The 22234-nt window shown below is 72.2% G+C and carries 23 protein-coding genes; 11 read left to right on the top strand and 12 right to left on the bottom strand.

The genetic code is table 11. The features are described from left to right. The first annotated feature begins 171 nt into the window (after positions 1-171). Together ACZ45T_RS11355 and ACZ45T_RS11360 are read left to right on the top strand one after the other, a co-directional pair. Positions 172-1305, top strand: coding sequence for a nitric oxide synthase oxygenase (locus ACZ45T_RS11355; protein ID WP_468439820.1), 1134 nt, complete (start codon positions 172-174; stop codon positions 1303-1305). 47 nt (positions 1306-1352) lie between these two features. Beyond that, positions 1353-2432, top strand: a complete 1080-nt coding sequence (locus ACZ45T_RS11360) for a lactonase family protein (RefSeq protein WP_468439822.1) — start codon at positions 1353-1355, stop codon at positions 2430-2432. 80 nt (positions 2433-2512) lie between these two features. Here ACZ45T_RS11360 and ACZ45T_RS11365 read toward each other — a convergent pair whose 3' ends face one another. The 3 genes from ACZ45T_RS11365 to ACZ45T_RS11375 all read right to left on the bottom strand — a co-directional run bounded on the left by ACZ45T_RS11365 (position 2513) and on the right by ACZ45T_RS11375 (position 5313). Continuing rightward, complete coding sequence (locus ACZ45T_RS11365) at positions 2513-3427, bottom strand: sirohydrochlorin chelatase (protein WP_468439824.1); 915 nt, start codon at positions 3425-3427, stop codon at positions 2513-2515. Between the two features lie 96 nt (positions 3428-3523). Beyond that, positions 3524-4210, bottom strand: a complete 687-nt coding sequence (locus ACZ45T_RS11370) for a uracil-DNA glycosylase (RefSeq protein WP_468439826.1) — start codon at positions 4208-4210, stop codon at positions 3524-3526. A gap of 11 nt (positions 4211-4221) precedes the next feature. Further along, positions 4222-5313: a WD40/YVTN/BNR-like repeat-containing protein gene (locus ACZ45T_RS11375; protein WP_468439828.1), complete on the bottom strand. Its 1092-nt coding sequence runs from the start codon at positions 5311-5313 to the stop codon at positions 4222-4224. 209 nt (positions 5314-5522) lie between these two features. Between ACZ45T_RS11375 and ACZ45T_RS11380 the strand changes: the two genes are divergently transcribed. Further along, on the top strand, positions 5523-6632 hold the full coding sequence (locus tag ACZ45T_RS11380) for an NADH:flavin oxidoreductase/NADH oxidase (protein ID WP_468439830.1): 1110 nt from the start codon (positions 5523-5525) through the stop codon (positions 6630-6632). An 80-nt stretch (positions 6633-6712) separates the two neighbouring features. Further along, entirely contained in the window at positions 6713-7057 is a 345-nt protein-coding gene (locus ACZ45T_RS11385) for an ArsR/SmtB family transcription factor (protein ID WP_468439832.1), read from the top strand. Between the two features lie 184 nt (positions 7058-7241). Here the strand turns inward: ACZ45T_RS11385 and ACZ45T_RS11390 are convergent, their stop codons facing one another. Genes ACZ45T_RS11390 through ACZ45T_RS11400 form a run of 3 tightly spaced genes read right to left on the bottom strand, consistent with a single transcriptional unit; the run spans position 7242 to position 9795 of the window. Then, positions 7242-7652, bottom strand: a complete 411-nt coding sequence (locus ACZ45T_RS11390; protein ID WP_468439833.1) for a hypothetical protein — start codon at positions 7650-7652, stop codon at positions 7242-7244. Between the two features lie 45 nt (positions 7653-7697). Next, entirely contained in the window at positions 7698-9056 is a 1359-nt protein-coding gene (locus ACZ45T_RS11395; protein ID WP_468439835.1) for an FAD-dependent oxidoreductase, read from the bottom strand. Between the two features lie 52 nt (positions 9057-9108). After that, positions 9109-9795, bottom strand: coding sequence for a DUF305 domain-containing protein (locus ACZ45T_RS11400; protein ID WP_468440052.1), 687 nt, complete (start codon positions 9793-9795; stop codon positions 9109-9111). A gap of 83 nt (positions 9796-9878) precedes the next feature. Here ACZ45T_RS11400 and ACZ45T_RS11405 point away from each other — a divergent pair, with 83 nt between their 5' ends. Continuing rightward, entirely contained in the window at positions 9879-11366 is a 1488-nt protein-coding gene (locus ACZ45T_RS11405; protein WP_468439837.1) for an LVIVD repeat-containing protein, read from the top strand. An 11-nt stretch (positions 11367-11377) separates the two neighbouring features. Here the strand turns inward: ACZ45T_RS11405 and ACZ45T_RS11410 are convergent, their stop codons facing one another. The 4 genes from ACZ45T_RS11410 to ACZ45T_RS11425 form a co-directional block, all read right to left on the bottom strand. Further along, entirely contained in the window at positions 11378-12007 is a 630-nt protein-coding gene (locus tag ACZ45T_RS11410) for a TetR/AcrR family transcriptional regulator (RefSeq protein WP_468439839.1), read from the bottom strand. Positions 12008-12108: 101 nt separating this feature from the next. Continuing rightward, positions 12109-12750: a phosphatase PAP2 family protein gene (locus ACZ45T_RS11415; protein ID WP_468439841.1), complete on the bottom strand. Its 642-nt coding sequence runs from the start codon at positions 12748-12750 to the stop codon at positions 12109-12111. 61 nt (positions 12751-12811) lie between these two features. Continuing rightward, complete coding sequence (locus tag ACZ45T_RS11420) at positions 12812-13750, bottom strand: M56 family metallopeptidase (RefSeq protein ID WP_468439843.1); 939 nt, start codon at positions 13748-13750, stop codon at positions 12812-12814. An 81-nt stretch (positions 13751-13831) separates the two neighbouring features. Further along, on the bottom strand, positions 13832-14428 hold the full coding sequence (locus ACZ45T_RS11425; RefSeq protein WP_468439845.1) for a DUF5134 domain-containing protein: 597 nt from the start codon (positions 14426-14428) through the stop codon (positions 13832-13834). Between the two features lie 85 nt (positions 14429-14513). Here ACZ45T_RS11425 and ACZ45T_RS11430 point away from each other — a divergent pair, with 85 nt between their 5' ends. Then, complete coding sequence (locus ACZ45T_RS11430; protein WP_468439847.1) at positions 14514-15053, top strand: GNAT family N-acetyltransferase; 540 nt, start codon at positions 14514-14516, stop codon at positions 15051-15053. Between the two features lie 39 nt (positions 15054-15092). Here the strand turns inward: ACZ45T_RS11430 and ACZ45T_RS11435 are convergent, their stop codons facing one another. Both ACZ45T_RS11435 and ACZ45T_RS11440 read right to left on the bottom strand, forming a co-directional pair. Continuing rightward, positions 15093-15785, bottom strand: a complete 693-nt coding sequence (locus tag ACZ45T_RS11435; protein ID WP_468439849.1) for a glycerophosphodiester phosphodiesterase — start codon at positions 15783-15785, stop codon at positions 15093-15095. A 190-nt stretch (positions 15786-15975) separates the two neighbouring features. Then, positions 15976-16635: a PadR family transcriptional regulator gene (locus tag ACZ45T_RS11440; protein WP_468439851.1), complete on the bottom strand. Its 660-nt coding sequence runs from the start codon at positions 16633-16635 to the stop codon at positions 15976-15978. Positions 16636-16684: 49 nt separating this feature from the next. On the opposite strand from ACZ45T_RS11440, the gene ACZ45T_RS11445 reads away from it, so the two are divergent. The 5 genes from ACZ45T_RS11445 to ACZ45T_RS11465 all read left to right on the top strand — a co-directional run bounded on the left by ACZ45T_RS11445 (position 16685) and on the right by ACZ45T_RS11465 (position 22219). Beyond that, positions 16685-17806 carry an LLM class flavin-dependent oxidoreductase gene (locus ACZ45T_RS11445; RefSeq protein ID WP_468439853.1) on the top strand — a complete coding sequence of 374 codons (1122 nt, stop codon included), beginning with the start codon at positions 16685-16687 and terminating at the stop codon, positions 17804-17806. After that, entirely contained in the window at positions 17806-18870 is a 1065-nt protein-coding gene (locus ACZ45T_RS11450) for an alpha/beta hydrolase (protein ID WP_468439855.1), read from the top strand. The genes ACZ45T_RS11445 and ACZ45T_RS11450 overlap by 1 nt, the downstream gene beginning before the upstream one ends. 81 nt (positions 18871-18951) lie before the next feature. Then, positions 18952-20358, top strand: coding sequence for a DUF6421 family protein (locus ACZ45T_RS11455; RefSeq protein WP_468439857.1), 1407 nt, complete (start codon positions 18952-18954; stop codon positions 20356-20358). A gap of 26 nt (positions 20359-20384) precedes the next feature. Beyond that, the gene (locus ACZ45T_RS11460; protein ID WP_468439859.1) at positions 20385-21146 is read left to right on the top strand and encodes an SDR family NAD(P)-dependent oxidoreductase; all 762 of its coding nucleotides are present in this window, start codon (positions 20385-20387) and stop codon (positions 21144-21146) included. Continuing rightward, positions 21125-22219 (top strand): threonine aldolase family protein, encoded by a 1095-nt coding sequence (locus tag ACZ45T_RS11465; protein WP_468439861.1) that lies wholly within the window; start codon positions 21125-21127, stop codon positions 22217-22219. The genes ACZ45T_RS11460 and ACZ45T_RS11465 overlap by 22 nt, the downstream gene beginning before the upstream one ends. Positions 22220-22234: the final 15 nt, after the last annotated feature.

The following is a 22234-nucleotide window of genomic DNA, read 5'->3' on the forward strand; positions in this document are numbered from 1 at the left end:
CCCCTTCGAGTGCCGTCCGCAGTCCGATCCGTGAAGATCACTCGGAGGAGTGTTCCGGGCGGGCTTGGCGCACGCCGCTGACCTGCCGCATATACAACGGGTCATTGTTCATTGCGCATTCATCCGGCACGTACAGGGTGGATCTGGTCGGACAGGGGGTAACCGCCCGGAATGGAAATTCTTCAACAGCGCTCCACCACCGCTCAGGTGTGGGAAGCGGCCGAGGAGTTCATCCGACTCTTCCACCGGGAGAATCAGGATGCCGGTGATCCGCGTGCACGGCTCGCCGCAGTGCGGGCCGAGCTCGCGGAGACCGGCAGCTACGTCCACACCCCCGAGGAGCTGGTCCACGGGGCGCGCGTGGCCTGGCGCAACAGCAACCGCTGCATAGGCAGGCTCTACTGGAATTCGCTGCGGGTCCGCGACCGCCGTGAGCTCACCGACGCCGACGACATCGCCGCCGAGTGCTTCGCGCACCTGCGCGAGGCGACCAACGGCGGGCGCGTCAGACCCACGATCACGGTCTTCGCACCGGACACCCCGGACCGCCCCGGTCCGCTGATCTGGAGCGAGCAGCTCGTCCGGTACGCCGGCTACGGGGACCACCCCTCGCTCACGGTGGGCGACGCGCGCAACGCCCCGCTCACCGCGGCCCTGCTCCAGCTCGGCTGGTCCGACGGCGCCGGTACCCCCTTCGACCTGCTGCCCCTGGTGGTCCAGGGCGTCGACGACAAACCGCGCTGGTTCGACACCCCCGCGGACGCCGTCCTGGAGGTCCCGATCGAGCACCCCGACGACGGCTGGGGCGACTGGGGCCTGCGCTGGCACGCCGTACCCGCCATCTCCAACATGTGCCTGGAGATCGGCGGCATCCACTACCCGGCCGCGCCGTTCAACGGCTGGTACATGGGCACCGAGATCGGCGCCCGCAACCTCGCCGACACCGACCGGTACAACCTCCTGCCCGCCGTGGCCCGCCGCCTGGGCCTGGACATCTCCAGTGACCGCTCGCTGTGGAAGGACCGCGCGCTCGTCGAGCTCAACCGGGCGGTCCTGCACTCCTTCGACCGTGCCGGGGTCACCATCGCCGACCACCACACCGAGTCCCGGCGCTTCCTGTCCCACATGGAACGGGAGGAGCGCAAGGGGCGCGAGGTGGGCGCGGACTGGTCCTGGATCGTGCCGCCGATCTCCGGCTCCGCGACCCCGGTCTTCCACCGCACCTACGAGGACAGCCCGAGCAGCACGGCGTACGTGCACCACCCCGGGGCACAAGAACGGGCCCAGGGGCGAGATTTGGTCTAGACCTTCTGTTACCGTCGGCTCCGAACCGATCGGCGGAGGGACACGGCATGGGTGACAAGACGGCCGGCGCGGCGGAACACCGGGCCTACATCGGCTCGTTCACATCGGCGGGCGGCCGCGGTGTCACCACCGCGGCCGTGGATCCGGCGACCGGGGCGCTGACCCCGCTCTCGGTCGCCGCCGCCGAGGACCCGTCGTACCTCGCCCTCGCCCGGGACACCGGCGTGCTCTACGCGGTGAGCGAGACCGCGCAGGGAGCGGTGGCCGCCTTCCGGCCCACCGCCGAGGGCCTCACCCCCCTCGGAGCCCCCGTCCGCGTCGGGGGCTCCGGCCCCACTCACCTGAGCGTGGCCGGGACCCGGCTGCTCACCGCCAACTACACCTCCGGAGACGTCAGCAGCCTGCCACTGGCCGCCGACGGCAGTCCGGGTGGACCCGCCCGTGTCCTTCCGCACCACGGCTCCGGTCCCGACGCGGACCGGCAGGAGGGCCCGCACGCCCACCAGGTGGTGCCCGACCCGACCGGCCGCTGGGTGCTGAGCGTGGACCTGGGCACCGACTCCGTACGGGTCTGCGCGCCGGACGGGGCCACCGGCGCGCTGCGGCCGCACTCCGAGACCGCGCTGGCCCCGGGCAACGGCCCGCGCCACCTCGCTTTCCATCCGGACGGTGAGGTGGCGTACGTGGTGAACGAGCTGAGGCCGCTGCTGACCGTCTGCCGGTGGGACGCGGAGGCGGGGAGGCTGGAACCGGTCCGGGAGGTTCCGGTCCTCTCAGAGGCCGGCTCGGGGGCCGTACGGGCCTACCCCTCCGCGGTCGTCGCCTCACCCGACGGGCGCTTCGTCTGGGCGGCGGTCCGCGGCGCCGACGCCATCGCCACCCTCTCCCTCGCCGACGGGGCCGAAAAGCCGCAGCTCACCGGCGTCGCCCACTGCGGCGGCGACTGGCCGCGCGATCTCGCCGTGGACCCCTCGGGACGCCGGCTCTACACGGCCAACGAGCGCTCGGGGAGCGTCGCCTGGTTCGACGTGGACCCGCTGACCGGGCACCCGCACCAGGCCGGCTCGGTGGCCGTGCCCGCACCCACCTGCGTGGTCTTCGGCCGACGGCCGTACGGCGCGACGTGATGCGACAGGACACGGCGCGCGACACGACGTGAGGGGCCCCCGCCGACCGGCGGGGGCCCCTCACGTCGTGGTGGGACGGTTCAGTTCACAGAGGCGCCCTGGCTGAGCCCGAGCGCCGCGGAGTACTGCGCGACGACCAGCTTGCCGAGCGCACCGTAGGCGCCGAGCACCTCGGCGGCGGCGCAGTCGGCCTCCTTGCAAGCGGTGTCCAGCAGCCCGTCGGCGGCCTCCGGGCCGATCAGGTACGGGGCGAGCGCGAGCTGCGTGGAGCCCTCGCGGCGCAGCTGCTCCGCGGCCGCGGCCACCGAGCCCTCCTGGTCCAGCGCGGCTGCCTTGACGGGCACCGCGAGCCGGGCGGCGAGCAGCATGCCCGTGATCCCGGCGGCCTGTACGGCCTCCTCGCCACCGGTGGTGGCCAGCACGATGCCGTCGGCGGCGGTGGTCACGGTGAAGAGCCGGGCGCGGTCGGCGCGGGCCAGGCCCGCCTCGGACAGCCGCACGTGCAGGCCCTCGGCGAGCAGCGGGTGCGGGCCGAGTACGTCGGCCAGCTCGGCGGCGGCCGAGGAGTCCATCAGGGCCTGGCGGATCCGGCGGAGCAGATCGCCGTCCGGACCGGCCAGCAGCGGGACGACCACGGCGTCCGGGCCGGTCGGCGCGGGCACCTCGTGGCCGGCGGCGCGGGCGAACTCCGCGCGCGCGGCACGCTCGGTCGCGACGGCGGTCAGCACACCGGACAGCGACGGGAACTCGGAGGCGTCGTCACCGTCGAGGAAACCGATCCGGGCGTCGAGGCCCGGCAGCTCGGAGCGGCCGATGCTGATGATCTCTTCCGCGAGCCCACGCGAGGCGGCCGAGGGGGCACCGGGCACGGCGAGCACCAGCGCGGGCGCGCCCTCGGGCGCCGCCGCGGGCTCGGGCCGGCGGTGCCGTCCGGTCTGGCGGGGTCGCGGCATTCGTACGGGCAGGCCATTTGCGGGCCCAGTGGGGGAGCTCATGGCGCCGCATGCTACTGGCTTATCGGAACCAGGTGTTCGGGCAGGGCCTTCTCGCGCGGCATCTGTCCGTATTTATCCGCTGAAGAACAGATACCCTCAACTGACGGACGGCAAGCGCCAGTCCACAGGCTGTGAACCCTGGCCCACCAGCAACTCGTTCGTCCGGCTGAACGGCCTGGACCCGAAGAATCCGTAATCGGCGGACTTGGGGGAGGGGTGGGAGGACTCCACCACCGGCAGTTCGCCGAGCAGCGGCCGCAGATTGCGGGCCGCCCGGCCCCAGAGGATGGAGACCAGCGGTTTGCCGCGTGCGGCGAGCGCCCGGATGGCCTGGTCGGTCACGGCTTCCCAGCCCTTGCCCTGGTGCGCGTTGGAGCGCCGGGGCGCGGTCGTGAGAGAGCGGTTGAGCAGCAGCACGCCCTGCCGGGTCCACGGGGTGAGGTCGCCGTTCGCCGGCCGGCCGGTGCCGAGGTCCCGGTGCAGTTCCAGGAAGATGTTGTCGAGGCTCGGCGGGACCGGCCGCACGTCGGGGGCCACCGAGAAGGACAGGCCCACCGCGTGCCCCGGGGTGGGGTAGGGGTCCTGGCCGACGATCAGGACCTTGACCTCGTCGAAGGGCTGCTGGAAGGCGCGCAGCACGTTGGCCCCGGCCGGGACGTACGTTCTCCCCGCCGCGATCTCGGCGCGCAGGAAGTCGCCCATGGCGGCGATCTGCCCCGCCACCGGCTCCAGAGCCCGGGCCCAGCCCGGCTCGACGATCTCGTTCAACGGTCGTGCTGCCACGGTGGATCACTCTACTGGCCGATCGTCGCCGCCCGCACGCACAGTACGTCCGGCAGGTGCTCGGCCAGCAGCTGCCAGCTCTCGCCGTCGTCGTGGCTGGCGTACAGCTCGCCGTTGCGGTTGCCGAAGTAGATCCCCGCCGGGTCCGCGTCGTCCGTGCACAGCGCGTCCCGCAGCACGGTGCCGTAGTGGGCCCCGGCCGGCAGCCCGCGCGACAGCGGCTCCCAGCTGGCGCCCGCGTCCTGGGTGCGGAACACCCGGCAGCGGTGCTCGGCCGGCACCCGGTCGGAGTCGGCGTTGAGCGGGAACACGTAGGCGGTGTCGGGCCGGTGCGGATGGGCGGCCACCGCGAAGCCGAAGTCGGAGGGCAGCCCGCCGCCGATGTCGGTCCAGCGGGCCCCCGCGTCGTCGCTGCGGTAGACACCCCAGTGGTTCTGCAGATAGAGCCGGTCCGTGTCCCCGGCGTCCTGGGCGATCTTGTGCACGCACTGGCCGAACTCGGGGCGCGGGTCCGGCAGGAACACCGCCGAGACCCCTTCGTTGGACGGTGTCCAGCTGGCCCCGCCGTCCATGGTGCGGAACACCCCGGCGGTGGAGACGGCCACCGTCACCGCGTCCGGGTCGCGGGGATCGGTGATCACCGTGTGCAGGCCCTCGCCGCCACCGCCCGGCTGCCACTTGCCGCGGCTCGGGTGCTCCCAGAGCGGGCGGACCAGCTCGAAGGACTCGCCCCGGTCCGTGGAGCGGAACAGCGCGGCCGGTTCCGTCCCCGCGTACACCACGTCCGGGGCCTCGGGGCCGGCCGGTTGCAGCTGCCAGACCCGCTCCAGCGAGGCCCCGGTGTCCTGGGGGAACTTCACGGCGGCCGCGGCGGGCTCCCGCCATGTCACCCCGAGGTCGTCCGAGCTGAAGACGGACGGCCCCCAGTGCGTGCTGTCCCCGCCGACCAGCAGCCGGGGCGCCGGGCCCCGCCGGTCGACGGCGACCGCGTAGACGGCCTGGGCGTTGAAATGGGGTCCGTCGAACTCCCACGGGCCGCCACCCTGGCGGCGGCCGATGAACAGTCCTTTGCGGGTTCCCACGAGCAGCAGTACGTCGGCCATGGCCGGCACCTCCGGACGTCGTTGTCCATGCGGGGCGATCCCTGCGGAGCGCTTTCCGGCCAGTCTGCACCCGCCCACTGACAGTCGTCGCGCGCGAAACCCGGAAGGCTTGTACGGCAGGTCTCGTACTACGAGAGATTTCGTAGTACGGTGATCCTCGTACTTGGCCGCCGATCCCCGGCGCGCCCGGTGACATCTGGAGATCCCTGATGAGTGCTGCCTCAGCCGCCCCCGCCACCTTCGCCGCCCTGTTCGCGCCCCACACCCTCCGCTCGGTCACCATCCCCAACCGCGTGTGGATGGCCGCCATGTGCCAGTACAGCGCCGAGGCCTTCGGCCCGAACGCCGGCGTGGCGGGCGACTGGCACTTCGCGCACTACGCGGCCCGCGCCGTCGGCGGCACCGGCCTGATCATCCAGGAGGCCACCGCGGTCTCCCCCGAGGGCCGGATCTCCCCCTACGACCTCGGCATCTGGAACGACACGCAGGTCGAGGCGATGCGCCGGATCACCTCCTTCCTCAAGGCCCAGGGCACCGTTCCCGGCATCCAGATCGCGCACGCCGGCCGCAAGGCCTCCACCGACCGGACCTGGAAGGGCGGCGCCCCGGTGGGACCCGAGGCGCACGGCTGGCAGCCGGTCGCCCCGAGCACCGTGCCGTTCGCCGAGGGCCACCCGGTGCCGCACGAGCTGACGGTCGATGAGATCGGTGAGATCGCCGGCCAGTTCGCGGCCGCCGCCCAGCGCGCGCTCGCCGCGGGCTACGAGGTCGTCGAGATCCACGGCGCCCACGGCTACCTCATCGGGGAGTTCCTCTCCCCGCACAGCAACAAGCGCACCGACGCGTACGGCGGCTCCTTCGAGAACCGGACCCGCTTCGCCCTCGAAGTCGTGGACGCCGTACGGGCGGTGTGGCCCGAGGAGCTCCCGCTGTTCTTCCGGATCTCCGCCACCGACTGGCTGGAGGAGGACGGCTGGACCGCCGACGAGACCGTCCGGCTGGCCGGGCTGCTCCAGGAGCACGGCGTGGACCTCCTCGACGTCTCCACGGGCGGCCTCGCCCCCGCGGTGACGATCCCGGTCGGCCCGGGATACCAGGTGCCCTTCGCCGCCCGGGTCAAGGCCGAGACGACGCTCCCCGTGGCCGCCGTCGGCCTGATCACCGAACCGGAGCAGGCCGAGAAGATCCTCGCCAACGGGGAGGCCGACGCGGTGCTGCTGGGCCGGGAGCTGCTGCGCGACCCGTACTGGGCCCGCCGCGCGGCGAACGAGCTGGGCGCGGAGATCCGTACCCCGGATCAGTACCACCGCTCCTGGTGACACCGCTTCCGGTAGACGCGGGTCCTCCGGCGACTCTCGTACGATGGCACGCGGGGCAGCCGAGTGAGTGGAGCAGGGACATGACGGAACGGGACGCGACCCGCACCTGCGCACACCCCGAGCCGGCCGAGATCCGCCTGGAGGGCGTGCTCCACGCGCTCTCCGACCCGATCCGGCTCTCCATCGTCCGCGAGCTCGCGGCCTCGGGCTCGGACCTGGCCTGCTCGTACTTCGACCTGCCGGTCACCAAGTCCACGACCACCCACCACTTCCGCGTCCTGCGGGAGAGCGGTGTCGTACGGCAGGCCTACCGCGGCACCACGAAGCTCAACGCCCTGCGCCGGGAGGACCTGGAGGCGCTCTTCCCCGGCCTCCTCGACAGCGTCCTCACGGCCGCGGCCGCGGAGCACGCGAGGCTCGCCTAGGCCGTCTCTTTCGGATCTTGCCTGGCCCGCGCTGCCTGGCACCGCACCTCGCCGCGTTGTCGGGGCGCCCGAGTACGTCCAGTACTCGGGCGCCCCTCCGCCTTGCGATGCACGGCACCAGACAACGCGGGCTTAACCGGCAAGATCCGAAAGAGACGGCCTAGGTCTGTCGCCCGGACAGGGCCTAGTACCTGTTGGTCGTGGCGTCCCAGCGGTGGAGCAGGTGGCCGTCCGGGCCGTACACGTCCATCAGGTAGCCGCTGCCCAGGGAGAGGCCCTCCTTGCCGGTCAGGAAGGAGGCGATGGAGGCCGCCTGCTTCTTGAAGAGCGCGTTGTCAGGGTCCGGGTTGCGGGTGTGGACGACGATGTACGGCGGGTAGCCCTCCCGTTTGAAGTTCGGCTGGATGCCGTAGACGTCGGTGTCCCCGCCGGCCTCGTGGTAGCGGCCGGCCAGCTCCGTCGCCTCCGGCGGGGCGGCCGTGCTCGTCGCCGTGGGGCCGGCGGGGTAGCCGGTCGGCGACGGGGCGTCCGTGCACGCCGCGAGGGCGGCGGCGCAGGCCGCCACCGCCAGCACCGGAGCGATACCGCGTCTCACCGCACGTCTCACTGCACTCCCTCGGTCCACGGCTTTCGGACCAAGCTATGCCACACCCGCCGCGCCCAGCAGGCCCTGCCAGTCGGGGATCTTCACCGAGCGGCGGCCCAGGGAGCGTCCCAGATCGGCCTCCGCCGCCTCGATCGCCAGCCAGCCCGGCCACTCCACCGGATGCAGGCCCGCTGCCCGCAGGGCGTCCAGGGGGTCCCCGGGCAGCTCGCGGCGGGCCAGCGCCCCCGCGTCCTGGAGCAGCGAGGACGCGGTCTCCTTGGCGCAGGGCCGGTTCGTGCCGATCACCCCGGTCGGGCCGCGCTTGATCCAGCCCGCCACGTACTCCCCGACCGAGGCCCGGCCCGCGCGCAGCACCCGGCCCGCGGCGTGCGGGACCGTGCCCTTCGCGGGGTCGAAGGGGAGCCCGGCCAGCGGGACGCCCTTGTACCCCACCGAGCGCAGTACCAACTGCGCCTCGATGTCCTCGTACACGCCCGTCCCCGTCACCCCGCCGAGACCGTCCGGCGCGGTCCGCTCGAAGCGCATGCCGGTCACCCGGCCGTCGGGTCCGCCGAGGATTTCCGCCGGGCGCAGATAGAACCGCAGGGCGATGCTTCGCCCGGCGTCGCCCGGTCCCCGCTCCGCCCAGCCGCGCAGCACCTCGAGGTTCCGCCGGGCCACCGCGGGCAGCGCGGCGGCCGCGCCCGGGTCGTCGTACACGGGGTCGAGCGCCAGCTCGGCGGGGTCCGCCAGCGCGTCCACCCCCGGCAGCGTGCCCAGTTCGCGCAGCTCCTTGGTGGTGAACTTGCCCTGGGAGGGCCCGCGTCGGGCCACCATCGACACCCTGTGCACCGCGCTGTCCGCGAGCGCGCCGAGCGCCGGCTGCGGCATGTCGGTCGGGGTCAGTTCCGCCGTGCCCCGAGCCAGGATCCGCGTCACGTCCACCGCGACGTTGCCCGCCCCGACCACCACCGCCGAATCCACCCCGTGCAGGTCGAAGCTCTCGCCGACCGCGTCCGGGTGCCCGCTGTACCAAGACACGAAGGCCGTCGCGGAGTGCACCCCGGCGAGCTCCTCGCCGGGGATCCCCAGCAGCCGGTCCCGCGCCGCGCCCACGCAGTACACCACCGCGTGGTACAGCTCCAGCAGCCGCTGCGTGGGCAGCGCCTCCCCGCCGACCTCGATGTTCCCGAGGAAGCGGATCCGCTCGTCCTCCAGGACGGTGCGCAGGCTGCCCTGCAGCGACTTGATCTTCTCGTGGTCCGGGGCGACCCCGTACCGTACGAGCCCGTACGGAGCCGGCAGCCGGTCCAGGACGTCGACCCGCACCCCCGGCACCTCGCGCTGCTGGACCAGCGTCTGGGCCGCGTAGACCCCGCTGGGGCCCGATCCGACGACGGCGATACGAAGCACGGCGGAGCTCCTCCCGCAGGTGGTCCCAGCATGACACCGGCCCTCCCCGGCGTCAGCCCATCGCGCGCATCCGGTGGATCTCGGCGGTCTGGGTGGCCACCACCTCGGTGGCCATCTCCTCGACCGCCACGTTGTTGCCGCCGGTCAGCGCCTCGCCCGCCATCTTCAGGGCGCCCTCGTGGTGGGCGGTCATCAGTTTGAGGAAGAGCTTGTCGAAGTCGGCCCCCTTGGCATCGGCCAGCTCCTTGAGCTGCTGCTCCGTCGCCATGCCCGGCATCGCGCCGTGGTCGTGTTCGTGGCCGTGCCCGCCGGAGCCCGCCGAGGGCGCGGGATGGAGGGCCGCCCACTTCTCCATCGACCCGATCTCGGGCTGCTGGGCGGCCGTGATCCGCTCCGCCAGCCGCTTGACCCCCTCCGCCGAGGCACGCTCGGGCGCCAGCGCGCTCATCGTCAGTGCCTGCCGGTGATGCTCGATCATGTTCCGTACGTAGGCGTGGTCGGCGGCGTTCGGAGTGTCGTCGGGCTTTTCCTTCAGGGCCTGTTCCGGGGTGAGCGTGCGCGCCTTCTCGCCCGGCTTGCCGGGGGCGACGATCACGGCCCGGCCGTCGTCGGCCCGGGCTCCCTCGTCCTCTCCCTGGCAGCCCGCGAGGATCAGCGCGAGGCCTGCGGCCGCGACCGCTCCGGTGAATCGGCCGAGCCGCGTTCGTAACACCTTGCGGCTCCGGGGGGCTTTTGCCATGTCCATGGAAGGGAAGATACTGCCGGGGTCCTGGTTCCGTTCCCTTGCGAACGGAACCGATCGGGCTTTCACGGGAGGGCACAGTGACCTCGCAACACACCAGGAGAGTGCGAAACGGGAGGGTGGGAGTGGTCGTCGCGGCGGCCGGGCTCCTCACCACGCTCCTGGCTGCCGGACCGGCGGCCGCCACCCCCGACCCGGGCGAGTTATCGCCCGGTTATGGCAACCAGCAGAGCGGCGCGGGCCTCATCGAGGGCAGGGAGCTCGCCCCGGGCGACATCCCCGGCCAGGACGAGATCGTCCACAGCGCCAACATCAAACCCCTGGCCAACATCCCCAGCACCGACCCCACGGTGATCAATTCCGACCTGGCCTTCCAGGGCAGGTACGCCTACGCGGGCAACTACAACGGCTTCACGATCTACGACATCGCCAATCCGAAGGCACCGAAGACCGTCAGTCAGGTGCTCTGCCCGGGCGGCCAGAACGACATTTCCGTCCACGGCGACCTGCTCTTCCTCTCCACCGACTCCTCGCGCAGCGACGACTCCTGCAACAGCGTCTCGCAGCCCGCGACGGAGAAGTCCTCGTGGGAGGGCATCAAGATCTTCGACATCAAGGACAAGAAGAACCCCAAGTACATCAAGTCCGTCGAGACCGCCTGCGGTTCCCACACCCACACCCTGGTGCCGGGCGGCCGGGACATCTACCTCTACGTCGCCTCCTACTCCCCGAACGAGGCCTTCCCCGACTGCAAGCCGCCGCACGACGGCATCTCGGTCGTGAAGGTCCCGAAGAAGGCTCCGACGCAGGCCGCGGTCGTCGCCTTCCCGGTCCTCTTCCCCGACGGCGGCAACCCGGGCGGGCCCACCAACCCGGGCGTCTCCAAGACCACCGGCTGCCACGACATCACGGTGCTGCCGTCGAAGAACCTGGCCGCCGGCGCCTGCATGGGCGACGGCATCCTCTTCGACATCAGCAAGCCCGAGCAGCCGAGGGTCATCGACCGGGTGCAGGACAACGTGAACTTCGCGTTCTGGCACTCGGCCACCTTCAACGAGCGTGCGAACAAGGTGGTGTTCACCGACGAACTCGGCGGCGGTGGCGGCGCCACCTGCAACGAGGCCACCGGCCCCAACCGGGGCGCCGACGGGGTCTACGACATCACCGGCAGCGGGGACCAGCGCAAGCTCGTCTTCCGCAGCTACTTCAAGATTCCGCGCCACCAGGCGGACACCGAGAACTGCGTGGCCCACAACGGCTCGCTGATCCCGGTCGGCGGCGGCCGCGACATCATGGTGCAGGCCTGGTACCAGGGCGGCATCTCGGTGTGGGAGTTCACCGACTCCGCACAGCCGAAGGAGATCGCGTACTTCGAGCGGGGACCGTTGACGACGGACAAGATCGGCCTCGGCGGGTCCTGGTCGGCGTACTACTACAACGGGCACATCTACTCGAACGACATCGCCAAGGGCCTCGACGTGCTGAGGCTCGACGACTGGCGCACCGACCGCGCCAAGTGGGTGTGGATGGAGCGGCTCAACGTGCAGAGCCAGCCCGAGTACCACTGACGCCCTCGAGGCTAAGGGTGTGAAGGAAACGTTCCGCCGGGCGGCCCGCCGTCCGGCGGAACGCCCAGCTCCCAGTCCAGCCCGTAGCGCTGGAACAGCTCGGCCCGCAAGCGCGCCGCCGGCATCGGCGCACCGGGCAGCAGGATCGCCACGACCGCGCCCATCAGCAGCGCCCGCAAGAGCGGATAGTCCGTGTCCGGGTCCGCCGAGCCGTACCGGGTGACCGTGTCCCGCAGCAGCTCCGCCAGCCGCTGCTGCTCCGGGCACTGCACGAAGCCCTCTGCCGTGAGGATGCCGGCCATGTGCGTCCTCATCAGCAGCGACTCGTCCCGGGCCAGCCCGAGGATCGCGTCGATGGCGCGCGCCAGCCGCTCGCGTCCGTCGTCGCTCCGGGGCTCGCGCTCCAGCGCGGCGTGCAGGGTGAGGTGCATCAGCCGGTGCACCGCCGACTGGAGCAACTGCCGTTTGCCCGGAAAGTAGTACGAGACCAGGCCGCGTGCCGCGCCCGCCCGGTCGGCGATGTCGCCGAGGGTCGTGGCCTCGTACCCCCGCTCGGCGACGAGCTCGACCGTGGCCTGGAGCAGCCGCTCCCGGGAACGTCTGCGCAATTCTTCATTGACCGATGCGCTGCGCGGGGACATGCTTACTCCTGCGTTGACTGGCTCAGAGCCAATATACTCAGCGCGCGAGGTCGCCTGCTCTGGGTGAAACGGGGGATCGCCCAGAGCAGGCCCCCCCACCTCTACCGTTCCACCCGGCCGGAACCGCGCCGGGGGACGGATCCGGACGTCGCGAGAGCCACCAGGGTCACGCCCAGCAGCCAGCCCGCCACCACGTCCGACAGCCAGTGCACCCCGAGGTAGATCCGGGTGAAGCCGACCCCGAGCACCGAGACCACAGCCAGTGCCCAGGCGGCCGGCGCCCACTTCGGGGCCGGGCGGGGAAGCAGCCACAGGAGCAGCCCGCACACCACGGTCGCCGTCAGAGCGTGACCGGACGGGTAGGCCGCGTACTGCGCCGAGTCCACCGGGTCCGACCACACCGGACGCTCCCGTCCCACCAGCGCCTTCAACCCCTGCTGCACCGCCGTGGCAACCAGCGTGGCCACCGCAACCCGCAGGGCCCGCTCCCGGTCGCCGCGCCACCACAACAGCACGCAGGCGAGGGCGGCCAGGGCCCGCATGGTCCACGGGTCCCACACCCAGTCGGTGAGCACCCGCATGAAGTGGGTGACCCCGGGGTGGGCGACGGCGTGGGCGTGCAGGGCCCGGGCGACCTGCTCGTCGTACGAAAGGAGCGGCTGCCACCCCACCACCAGCGCCGTCAGAAGCGCCCCGAGCAGCGCACAGCCGATGCCCGCCCACCGCAAGTGATCGTTCCGCATAGGGGGATCCTCGCACCGGCGGACCACCCGGCAGCGCCGGGCTCGCCCCGGACCCCGCCCCCTACGCCAGGGCGCTCAGCCCCGGTACGAAGGCCACCAGCAGCGGAATCGCCGGGACCAGCGTGGCCAGGGCCGTCAGCCGGACCCTGCGGCTCGCCGACAGCCGGGGCGCGGCCGACAACAGCCTGCGCACCCGCTCCTGGACGTGGGCCTGCGGGGTCGAGGAGGGTCCGAACACCCCCCGGTCCTCGTTGAGTCCGACCAGCGCCAGCGCGATCGTCAACCGCCCGTACCGCCGCGAGGCCACGTCGTCGGCGGCCATCTCCACCAGCCGGTGCATCTCCGCCTCGAATGCCGCGAACACCGGCACCTGCGGGAAGCCCCGGGCCAGTGCCCGCGAACAGTTCAGCAGCCAGTCGTGCCGGGCCGCCGCGTGCCCCTGTTCGTGAGCCAGCACGGCGTCCAACTGGCTCCCCTTCAGCCGGCCCAGCGCCGCCGTCGTGACCACCAGCTGCGGGGCCGCTCCCGGCAGCCACCAGGCATCCGGCCGCGGCCCCTCCAGTACGACGAGCCGCACGCCCGCGGGGTCCTCCCCGGGCATGAGCGGGGCCCGCACCAGCAGTTCGGTGCCCTGCGCGCGCCGCCGGGCCCGCGCCCGCAGCACCTCGGCGGCCAGCATCGCCCCGGTCCACAGCGCACCGCCCGCCAGCGCGAGCGCGGTGGCGGCGGCCCACGGGCCGCCGGAGGCGCCCAGGCCGTAGGCGTCGACGACCCCGTGCGGGGCGGAGGCGAAGAGCCGGCCCCGGACCGCCTGCCAGGCGGCCGCCGCGCTCAGCAGCATCGACAGCCCGAAGCACAGGAGCACCGCGCCGACCACGCACTGCCACGCCCACAGGGCGACGACCGGTTCGCGCTCGGGCCATTGGGCCCGGGCCAGCAGACGGGGGGCGAGCACCGCGGTCAGGGCGCCGAGCAACAGGAGTGCGGCGGGGACCATCATGTCCGCCAGCCTATGAGCGTGGGGCTACCTGCGGGTATGACCTTGGGTCTTTGGTGACGCAGGACACGTCCGCCGGCGCCGTCACATCGTGAGCAGCATGGCCAACATCCCTATCCCCATGGCCAGTCGGCAGGCGCGGATGACCTCAGGCGGGCCGCCGCGGCGGTCCGCGGCCGGCAGCGCGGCCGGGCCGCCCCCGGTGACCAGCCGGGCTCCGCCGAGCACCACGTATCCGGCGTAGTAGAGGAGGAGCGCCCCGGTCAGCAGCGGCAGTCCGGACCCCTCCCCGTGCCCGGCCACCTCCCCGTGCCCGGACCCCGCCATCAGGACCATGTACACCATCGTCAGCGAGCCCACCACGTGGTGCGCGTGGTGCACCCCGCCGCGCAGCAGCCACAGGGCGTGCAGGGCCGCACCGCAGAAGACCGCCCCCAGCACGGGCACCCGCCACTCGTCACCGCGTCCGAGGGGCACCGCCATCAGCGCCATGCCGAACCCCATCAGGGCCTCACCGGCGGCGCCGCCGCCAGCCCCGCGCACCCGCCGCAGGCAGTACGCACCGCTCACGGCGCACAGCAGCACCAGCAGCCAGGAGGAGACGGAGGCGGAAAGGGACGTGGCGGAACCGTGCACGGCGGAACCTCCCGGTTCGTCGGCGTCACGGACAGAGATGCCCACTCAGGTGTCCCTCACGCCGGCCCGGGATACGCTCTCCCTGCCCTACCAGGCATGTCATATGCCACTGCACCGAACGGAGCGCCCGATGCCGACCGCCCAGCCCGCCGCCCTGAGCTTCCGCAGCGCCGTGGAGGCGGACGTACCGGAACTGGTGAAGCTCGTCGAGTCCGCCTACCGCGGGGACGCCAGCCGGGCCGGCTGGACCACCGAGGCGGACTTCCTGGACGGTCAGCGCACCGACCCGGACGGGGTCCGCGCGGTCATCGAAAGCCCGGACGGGGTCCTGCTCGTCGTCGAGCGCGCGGGTGCGCTCGTCGCCTGCTGTCAGCTCGAACACCGGGGGGACCACGCCTACTTCGGCATGTTCGCCGTCCGCCCCGGGCTCCAGGGCGTCGGCCTCGGCAAGGAGATCCTGGCCGAGGCCGAGCGCCGCGCCCGCGAGACGTGGGGCGCCACGGAGATGCGCATGACCGTGGTGAACGTACGGGAGGACCTCATCGCCTACTACGTGCGCCGCGGCTACCGGCGCACCGGCGAGCTGAGCCCCTTCCCCTACGGAGACGAGCGCTTCGGCGTCCCGCTCCGGGACGACCTGGCCTTCGAGCTGCTGGTCAAGGCGCTCTAGGATCTGTCTTTCGGATCAGGCCCTGGTCCGTGTCCGCCGTCAGGCGGTGAAGCGGCCGGTGCTGCGGATCTCCGGGAAGTCCGTGGCCGCGCCGTCCAGTCCGAGCGCCCGGGCCAGCCGCAGCTGCTCCAGGGTGTTGACCGTCCAGCCGGTCACCCGCAGCCCGGCCGCGTGCGCCGACTCCACCGTCTCCAGGGTGACCCGGCGGATGTCCAGGGCGATCGTCCCGGCGCCGGCGGCCAGTGCCCGGTCGACGGCGCCCTCGGTCTCGTCGCCGGGGGAGGCCGCGTACAGGGTGGTCCGCACGCCCGGAACCAGCCGGGCCGTCTCGGCGAGCACCGCCTCCTGGGAGGAGGCCACTTCCACCCGGGCGGTGAGGTCGCGGCGCAGGATCAGCTCCGCGAGCACCCGGGCGGCGGCCAGGTCCCGTACGGACACGTGCAGCGGCGCCCGGACCGTCTCCAGGACCTCCTCGAAGACCGGCACGTGCTCGCCCTGGCCGGCGTCCAGCTCGCGCAGCTCGGCCAGGGTCAGATCGGCGACGGCCCCCGAGCCGTCGGTGGTCCGGTCCACCTCGGGGTCGTGCAGGGCGACGAGGGCGCCGTCCTTGCTCAGGCGGAGATCGAGGGCGATGACGTCCATGCCGGAACGTTCCGCTTGGCGATACGACCGCAGGGTGTTCTCCGGTTCGACACCCATGACCCCGCGGTGACCGATGGTGAGGAAAGTCAAGGTTCTCTCGCTTCCGTCGACGGCGGCTCCCCGCGCGGTCGCGGTGTCCCTACCGGCCGCGCGCGATGAGGACGCATGCTAGTGCGCCGAGGGCGCGAAGGGACCGCCCGTGCACCGCCCCTGAGGGGCGCCCTGGCCGCTTCCCGCCGGGGTTGTGCGCCCCGGGGCGGCCGGCAGCGGGACTGTCGCGTCACTCGGGCGTGGGCGCGTCCCCACCGGCTTGACGGCGCAGGGTCCCGTCCTCGGATCCGCCGTGGGAACCCCCGGCTCCGGCGGCCTCCGGGAGCCCCGCCAGGTCGGTGAGCAGGGCCTCGGCGAGCTCCAGTTCGGCCAGGTGCTGGCGCTCGCTCCAGCGCAGCGCGAGCGCGGGGAAGGTCCATTCCGGTACGCCGCTCGCGTGCTCCATGGCCTCCCGTACGGCGGCGAGCTCGCCCCGGGTGCGCTCCAGGTGCTCGCCGACCATGGCGCGCAGCCGCTCCGGCTCGGCCAGGTGTCCGAGCCAGATCCGCAGCAGCAGCCCGTGCTTGAGCACCGGGGGCCCGGCCTCGGCGGTGTCGGCGGCCCATCCGGCCAGGGCCTCGCGCCCGGCGCCGGTGATGGCGTAACGGCGCTTGGCCCGCGCTTCCTCGGGTCCCGAGCGTGCGGAGGCCGCGTAACCGAGGTCCTCCAGGCGGCGCAGCTCCGCGTAGATCTGGCTGATGGCCGGTGACCAGTAGAAGAAGCGCAGCGAGGAGTCCGCCCACTTCTTCAGTTCGTAGCCGGTGCGCTCGCCGGGGAACGAGAGCAGACCGAGAACGGCCCACGCGGTCGGCGGTAGCTCTTGCTTCTTCAACTCCTGACTACTAGTCATATTACGAATTGAAGTAAGACCGGGCACGCGACGCAACCCTGGAGGCACAGTGAAATTCTCCGTGATCTTCGAAGCTCAGCTTGCCGACCCGACGGTGGAACGGGAGCACCAGGTCATCCGTGACTGCGTCGAGCAGGCCGTGCTCGCCGAGCGCATGGGATTCGACCGGATCTGGGCCGTCGAGCACCACTCCCTGAAGTGGTACGCACACATGTCCGCCCCCGAGATCTTCCTGACCTGGGTCGCGGCCAGGACGAACACCATACGCATCGGGCACGGCGTGGTGTGCATGCCCTTCAACTTCAACCACCCGGTCCGGGTCGCCGAACGGGCCGCCATGCTCGACCTCCTCTCGGGCGGGCGGCTCGACCTCGGAGCCGGGCGCGGGGGCACCGCGCAGGAGACCTCGCTGTGCGGGGTGGACAAGGACCGCACCACGGCGGAGGTCGAGGAGGCCCTGCGGATCATCGGCCGGGCCTGGCAGGAGGAGGAGCTGGAGTACCACGGCGAGCTGATCGACATCGACCCGCACCCGATCCTGCCGAGGCCTCGGCAGACCCCGCATCCGCCGCTGTTCCTGGCGTGCAGCCGCGGCGAGACCCTGGTGCAGGCCGCATCGCTCGGGATCGGCGCGCTGGTGATGGGCTTCGCCGGACCGGAGTCGATCGCACGGATGCGGTCGGTCTACGACGAGGCGATCGCCGGGCGGGACGGGAGCCGGTTCGTGTCCACCGTGGTCAACGACCACTTCTCCGTGCTGTGTCCGACCATCGTGCTCGACGACCGGGAGGAGGCGCGCCGGATCGGCATCCGCGGGCAGCGGTTCTTCGCCCAGTCCATCGGCCACTGGTACGGCGGCGCGGGCATCCCGGACGAGGCCGTGGTCGCGGGCGCCGACGAGGCCGCGCAGATGCGCGAGGCCGCCGAGCAGGTGGTGGCCCGGCTGCACGAGCTGGACATCCCGGTCCGGCCGACCTCCACGGCCACCTTCAACGCCGACCACGCCTACGGGAGCGCCGACGACGCCATCGCCTACGTGGCGCGGCTGCGGGAGGCGGGGGCCGACGAGATCATGTGCCTGATCCAGATGGGCACGGTGGAGCAGGACGCCTGCCTGGAGACCCTGCGGCAGTGGGGCGAGAAGGTCATCCCGCACTTCCGGGGCCTGTGATGACGGATTCCCCTGCGGCCCGCCCCGATCCCGCGGCCCGCCTCGCCCCTGCGGCCCCCGTCGCCCCCGCGGCCCGCCTCGATCCCGCCGCCCGGCCCTTCCTCGACGCCCTCGCCGCCGCCTTCCCGGACGTGGGCGGAGCGGTCACCGACGCCGACGAGGCCCGTCGCATCCTGGCGGCCGCCCCCCGGCCGCCGGTGGAGCCGCCCCGGGTCGGATCCGTCCTGGACCGGAGCGTTCCCGGCCCGCCGGGCGCACCGCCCGTCCCCGTGCGGATCTACCGGCCCGACCCCGGGCGGTGGCCCGGGCCCCGCCCCACCGTGGTGTTCTGCCACGGCGGGGGCTGGGTCCTGTGCGACCTGGACACCCACGACACCACCGCGCGGAACATCGCGCGGGCGGCCGGCGCGGCCGTGGTTTCGGTGGACTACCGGCGGGCCCCCGAGCACCGGTTCCCGGCGGCCCTGGAGGACGCCCACGCGGCCCTGTGCTGGGCCGGCGACCACCTCGCCGAGCTGGGCGGGGACCCGGCCGCCCTGGTCGTCGCCGGGGACAGCGCGGGCGGGAACCTGGCCGTCGCCTCGCTGCTGATGGCCCGGGACCACCGGGAGTACAGGGGACCGCCGGTCGCGCTCCAGGTGCTGGTCTATCCCGCCCTGGACGCCTCACAGGGCAGCGCGTCGTACCGGACCGACGCGGAGGGCTGTTTCCTGACCGCCGGGCACATGCGCTGGTTCTGGGAGCAGTACCTCGGGCCGGGGGGTGACGGCGGGGATCCGCTGGCCTCGCCGCTGGGCGCGGACCTGACCGGGCTGCCGCCCGCCCACGTGGTGCTCGCCGGGTGCGATCCGCTGCGGGACGAGGGGCGCGCGTACCACCGCAGGCTGCGGGAGAGCGGGATTCCCGCGGTTCTCGACCTCCATCCCGGAATGTTCCACGGCTTCCTGGGGCTGGCCGCCGTACTGCCCGAGGCCCGGGAAGCCTTGGCGCGACTGGGCGGAGCCATCGATTCCACCCTGAAGAACGGGAAGACTTCCGGTGAAGCGGGGGGTGACGCAGGATAATTTCCCGCGTTACCTCTTGAGTGGAAGAGCCTCGCACGTTTACGCTGCCTTGACGTGAGGTTCTCCTGTGGAGGAAGTGACATGACGGAAACTCTTGTGCCGGGCATCGGCGGGGCCGCGATAACCGCCGGGGCGCGGGTGGTCGACCACCCTGCGTGGCCCGAGCTCAAGGCCGCCGTGGAGGAGATCCGCCCCTGGCAGGCCAAGGACGGCTCCATCGACTTCGAGGCCGAGGGCGCTCCCGCCCAGCACACGGCTGAAGCGGCCGTCGGGCGCGTGATCCGCGCCGTCGAGACGCTCTCCCCGATGCTCCCGCACGCCACGGCGTACCACGAGGCGCTCGTGAGCGACCTGCGCAAGTGGGCCGCGGGCGGCTTCGTGGTGCCGGACTTCCTCGACTCCCTGCTGGCCTTCCAGCCGGCCGCGGAGCGCGCCGACGGGCTCCAGCACCTCGTCGTCTTCCCGATGTACACGCAGAACGGCAACCCGGACCGCAATCTGGAGGCCGTCGCGCTCAAGATGGTGTGGCCCGAGTGGCTCGCCGAGCTGGAGCGCACCCGGTACGACAACCCGCTCTTCCTCGGCATCACCTTCGAGGACTTCACCGCGGGCTACGACACCCACTCCGCCGTGCTGTTCCCGGAGACCATCGCCGTGCGCGAGGCCCCCGAGCGCTTCACGTGGGGTGGCATCTTCTGCGACCGCGAGGCCGCCCGCTTCCGCAAGGTCACCCAGGCCGCCGTCGAGATCCTCGGCGTGGAGCTGCCCGCCGACATCGCCGCCCTGGTCACCGACCAGGAGCGCTGCGAGAAGGCCTTCGTCCTGTGGGACATGGTCCACGACCGCACCCACAGCCACGGCGACCTGCCCTTCGACCCCTTCATGATCAAGCAGCGCCAGCCGTTCTGGATGTACGGCCTGGAGGAGCTGCGCTGCGACCTCACCGCCTTCAAGGAGGCCGTGAAGCTGGAGTCCGAGGGCAACGAGCACGGCCGCGACGTGCAGTACGCCGTCCTCTTCGACCGGATGTTCCGCTTCCCGGTCTCCGGCGACCGCAACCGCAACTACGACGGACTCGGCGGCCAGCTGCTCTTCGCTTACCTCCACAAGCACGACGTCGTGCGCTGGACGGACAACAAGCTGAAGATCGACTGGATGCGCGCCCCGCAGGTCACCAACCAGCTGTGCGCCGAGATCGAGGACCTCTACCGGGCCGGCATCGACCGCCCGAAGCTGGTGCACTGGTTCAAGGCCTACGAGCTGGTCTCGACGTACCTCGCGCCGCACCCGGGTTCCAAGTGGGCCAAGGGCCCCGACGCCCTGGACACGACGCAGCCGCCGCGCAAGCTCGTCGACGACGTGCTTCCGGACGAGTTTCCGCTCAGCATGTTCTTTGAGGCGCTCGCCAAGAAGCTCAAGGGAGTGATCGCCTCCACCAAGGGCATCACCGCCCTGAACGCAGAGCAGGCCGAGCGAGTCGCCGCGTGAGCACTCGCCCACAGGAGGCTGCACAGATGAACGGCTCCGGGAACGGCAACGGAAAGCTGCACGGAGCGGTGGTGGCGGTGGCCGGGGCCGGCGGGCCCGCCGGCCGCGCCACCCTGCTCCGCCTCGCCGAGGCGGGCGCGGTGGTGGTCGCATCGGACGCCGATGCGGGGCGGCTCGCGGAGGCCGTGGACGCGGCACGCTACGCCCACGGCGGCGCCACGATCACCGGTGACACCGTCGACCTGCTCGACCTGGCCGCCACCCAGGCCTGGGCCGAGCAGACCGAGAAGGAATTCGGCCGGATCGACGGCCTGGTCCACCTCGTCGGCGGCTGGCGCGGCAGCAAGACCTTCACCGACGTCGACCTCGCGGACTGGGACTTCCTGGAGAAGCTCCTCATCCGCACGGTCCAGCACACCTCGCTCGCCTTCCACGACGGACTGCTGCGCAGCGACCGCGGCCGATTCGTCCTGGTCAGCCAGTCCGGCGCGCACACGCCGGTCGCCAACAACGCCGCGTACAACGCGGGCAAGGCGGCCGCCGAGGCCTGGACCCTGGCCATGGCGGACTCCTTCCGCAAGGCCGGGGGTGATGAAGGCCCCGGCGCGGCGGCTGCGATCCTGGTGATCAAGGCACTGGTGCACGACGCGATGCGCGCCGAGCGTCCCAATGCGAAGTTCGCGGGCTTCACCGACGTGACGGAGCTGGCCGAGGCCATCGCCGGCGTCTGGGAGCGGTCCGCAATCGATGTGAACGGACAGCGTCTGTGGCTCACTCCGCAACCGTGAGAACCGATGCCGGGAAGACCGACGCCCGGCGCCACCACGACCCGGCGGTGCGCGGTTTCGCCAGCGACAACTACGCGGGGGTGCATCCGGAGGTCCTGGCTGCCGTCGCGCTCGCCAACGGCGGCCACCAGGTCGCCTACGGCGAGGACGACTACACCGAACACCTCCAGAAGGTCATCCGCAGCCACTTCGGGCCCTACGCGGAAGCCTTCCCGGTCTTCAACGGCACCGGCGCGAACGTCACCGCCCTCCAGGCGATGACGGACCGCTGGGGTGCGGTGATCTGCGCCAAGAGCGCCCACATCAACGTGGACGAGGGCGGCGCGCCCGAGCGGATGGCGGGCCTCAAGCTGCTCGCCGTCCCGACCCCGGACGGCAAGCTCACCCCCGAGCTGATCGACCAGGAGGCCTGGGGCTTCGAGGACGAGCACCGGGCGATGCCGCAGGTCGTGTCGATCACCCAGAACACCGAGCTGGGGACCGTGTACACCCCGGACGAGATCAAGGCCATCTGCGATCACGCCCACGGCCTGGGCATGAAGGTCCACCTCGACGGGGCCCGGATAGCCAACGCCGCGGCCTCGCTCGACGTGCCGATGCGCACCTTCACGAACGCGGTGGGCGTCGACGTGCTGTCCTACGGCGGCACGAAGAACGGCATGATGTTCGGCGAGGCCGTGGTGGTGCTCAACCCGGACGCGGTCCGGCAGATGAAGCACATCCGCAAGATGTCGATGCAGCTCGCGTCCAAGATGCGCTTCGTGTCGGTGCAGTTGGAGGCGCTGCTCGCCAAGGACCTGTGGCTGCGCAACGCCCGGCAGGCCAACGCGATGGCGCAGCGGCTGGCCGCCGGCGTGCGCGGGACGGACGGCGTGGAGATCCTCTACCCGGTCCAGGCGAACGCGGTGTTCGCGCGGCTGCCGCACGAGGTGTCGCGGCGGCTGCAGAAGCGTTACCGCTTCTACTTCTGGGACGAGGCCGCCGGTGACGTCCGGTGGATGTGCGGTTTCGACACCCAGGAAGAGGACGTGGACGGCTTCCTCCAGGCGCTGAAGGAAGAGCTGGCACGGTAGCTTCGATTGATGCAT

The sequence above is a fragment of the Streptomyces sp. NPDC030995 genome (genome assembly GCF_055571215.1).